The organism is Pseudomaricurvus sp. (assembly GCF_965662505.1).
Lineage (GTDB): Bacteria > Pseudomonadota > Gammaproteobacteria > Pseudomonadales > Cellvibrionaceae > Pseudomaricurvus.
Window position 1 is genome coordinate 1 of the sequence record NZ_CBFIHX010000100.1, and the last position, 2,769, is coordinate 2,769.

4 protein-coding genes and 1 pseudogene are annotated in these 2,769 nt (G+C 49.1%); all 5 read left to right on the forward strand.

What is annotated here, in order from left to right; all coding sequences use genetic code 11:
* Positions 1-184: pseudogene (locus ACTG33_RS12980) on the forward strand (MinD/ParA family protein); the annotation flags it as partial.
* A gap of 34 nt (positions 185-218) precedes the next feature.
* Positions 219-968: an RNA polymerase sigma factor FliA gene (locus ACTG33_RS12985; protein ID WP_439135651.1), complete on the forward strand. Its 750-nt coding sequence runs from the start codon at positions 219-221 to the stop codon at positions 966-968.
* A 106-nt stretch (positions 969-1,074) separates the two neighbouring features.
* Positions 1,075-1,461, forward strand: coding sequence for a chemotaxis response regulator CheY (cheY, locus tag ACTG33_RS12990; protein ID WP_439135652.1), 387 nt, complete (start codon positions 1,075-1,077; stop codon positions 1,459-1,461).
* Between the two features lie 24 nt (positions 1,462-1,485).
* Positions 1,486-2,286, forward strand: coding sequence for a protein phosphatase CheZ (locus tag ACTG33_RS12995; RefSeq protein WP_439135665.1), 801 nt, complete (start codon positions 1,486-1,488; stop codon positions 2,284-2,286).
* Positions 2,287-2,327: 41 nt separating this feature from the next.
* On the forward strand, positions 2,328-2,769 hold a 442-nt coding region (locus tag ACTG33_RS13000), incomplete at its 3' end, for an Hpt domain-containing protein (protein ID WP_439135653.1).

Consider the following 2,769-nt stretch of genomic DNA (forward strand, 5'->3'; position numbering starts at 1 on the left):
GCGCAAAGCGGTTCAGCAACAGCAACCGCTATTGAAATATGCTTCGCAATCCAAAGCGGCTATTGCTGTGAGAAAGATTGCCAATCAAGTGGATCAGTGGCCTCTCCCCAGTAGTGCTAGAGGGCATCTGGAATTTTTTGTAGAACAGTTACTGCAACCAGCTCCAACAGGAGCTTGCCTGTAAACGTTCTGATCAAACAGAAAGTGGGACTGACACCATGCCAGCAGCAGACGGCTTAGCTATGTATGACGAAACTCAACGCGGCCTGACAACGATTCAGGTAGAAGAATACGCACATCTGGTCAAGCGTATTGCGCATCATATGATGATGAGGATGCCTGCGTGCGTGCAGGTTGAAGACCTTATCCAGGCGGGGATGCTGGGCTTATTGGAAGCCGCGCAGAAGTACGACGCCTCTAAGGGCGCGAGCTTTGAAACCTACGCCGGTATTCGCATTCGCGGCTCAATCGTCGATGAAATGCGAAGAGGTGACTGGGCTCCGCGCTCTGTCCATCGCAATGGTCGTCGGGTCAGCGAGGCTATCAGTGCCGTAGAGTCCAGAAAAGGCCGTGATGCGACGGATCGTGAGGTGGCTGAAGAGCTTGGTGTGGATGTCAATGAATACCATTCCATGCTGAATGATTCTGCCTCCAGCCGCCTGTTTAGTTTCGAAGAAAGCTATGGCGATGACGATTCCGGGTTTGGCAGTGACAGTATCAGTATGCCTTTTATCCCGCCTCAGGAAGATTTTCAGCGAGAATCGCTAAAGCAATCGATGTCGCAGGCGATAACCCAATTGCCGGAAAGAGAAAGACTGGTGTTGGCTCTCTATTACGATGAAGAGCTTAACCTGAAAGAGATTGGCCAGATTATTGGTGTCAGTGAGTCACGAGTCAGTCAGATTCACTCACAAGCTGCCTTGAGACTGCGTTCAAAACTGGCCGATTGGCAGGAAAAAGCGGAATAAATGCCCAAGCATTTGTACAAAATATCGACAGAGACAAAGCTGACGGTGATAAGCCTCAGTTACTGAACTTAAAGTAAATCCCGTGCCGGGGAAGATGGAGGTTGCATTGGACAAAAACATGAAGATTCTGATTGTCGATGATTTCTCGACAATGCGTCGGATTATCAAGAATCTGCTACGGGACCTGGGTTTCTCGAATACGCAGGAAGCCGATGATGGCCTGACAGCATTACCCATGCTGAAAAGTGGCGATTATGATTTCCTGGTAACGGATTGGAACATGCCCGGAATGAGCGGGATCGATCTGTTAAAAGCGGTTCGTGCCGATGAGAAACTGTCATCACTGCCTGTGTTGATGGTGACGGCGGAAGCCAAGCGTGACCAGATTATCGAAGCGGCACAAGCCGGCGTTAATGGTTATGTGGTGAAACCCTTTACAGCGGCAGCACTGAAAGAAAAGATCGAGAAAATCTTCGAACGTGTCGGTAGCTAATTAGATAACCAGAAAGGTTGAATGATGGAAATGCAACCCAAACCGCACGGGAATGATGTTTTTATCCAAGAGCTTCAGGACTGTGCCAAGCAACTTTCTGACAAACTCAATGGCGATGACATCGAAGGTGCGTCTCAACTGATCGAACAGCTGGTGCGGGTACGTGACGACAATATGTACAAGGCTGTTGGAAAACTGACTCGTGGTCTCCATAGTGCAATTGTCAATTTTAATGTAGACGGTGATTTGAATGCAGATCCCCCGGATATTGAATCTTCCGAGATTCAGGATGCATCTGATCGTCTGAACTATGTGATTGAGATGACTCAGAAGGCCGCCGATAAAACCATGGATATGGTTGAAGCCTCAGCGCCAATTGCTCTGAATTTAGGGGAAGAGGCCGCATCTCTGCATAAAGAGTGGGGTCGTCTAAGACGTCGGGAGATGACCGCGGATGAATTCCGCGAACTGTATACACGAATTGATGGCTTTCTGGGTGACATGCGAGATGGCACCAGTGAGCTGAACAAAAACCTGCAAGACATCATCCTGGAACAAGGTTTTCAGGATTTGACCGGGCAGGTACTGAAGCGCGTCATAGGCCTTATCTGTGACGTAGAAGAGAACCTTGTTGATCTGGTTCGCATTGCTGGTCAGGTAGAAGACATTACCGGACTGAGCGAATACGCAGAATCTGAACCGACCATGTCGGCTCATGAGAAAGCTGTCGAAGCAGAAGGTCCTCAGATTCACAGTGATAAACGTGAAGATGTGGTGTCCGGGCAAGATGACGTCGACGACTTACTATCAAGTCTGGGTTTCTGATTTAAGTCTGGGTTTTGATTATAGTTCTGAGGAGCTGGTGAATGAGTTTCGGTGATGACGAAGAAATCCTCCAAGATTTTCTGGTTGAGGCAGGGGAGATCCTGGATCTTCTCTCTGAGCAATTGGTTGATTTGGAGCAGCGCCCGGACGATACCGATTTATTGAATGCGATATTTCGCGGTTTTCATACGGTTAAAGGCGGCGCAGGCTTTTTACAGCTGGACGCCATGGTGGAGTGCTGTCATGTAACGGAAAACCTGTTTGATATTCTCCGAACGGGTAAGCGTGCAGTGACTTCCGAGCTGATGGACGTTGTGCTTGAGGCTCTTGATACAGTCAACCACCAGTTTGCTCAAATTACTCAACGTACCGAAGTGGATGCCGCCGCTCCAGAATTGCTGGCGGCACTTGAACGCCTGGTTTCCTGTGACGATCTTGCTGAAGCTCCATCCTCCACCGATCCAGTGGCAGAGGATGTTTCTG

Excerpts from the sequence above, each read along its gene's own strand:
- ACTG33_RS12985 (WP_439135651.1), top strand. The coding sequence starts at position 219 with ATGCCAGCAGCAGACGGCTTAGCTATGTATGACGAAACTCAACGCGGC.
- ACTG33_RS12995 (WP_439135665.1), top strand. The coding sequence starts at position 1,486 with ATGGAAATGCAACCCAAACCGCACGGGAATGATGTTTTTATCCAAGAG.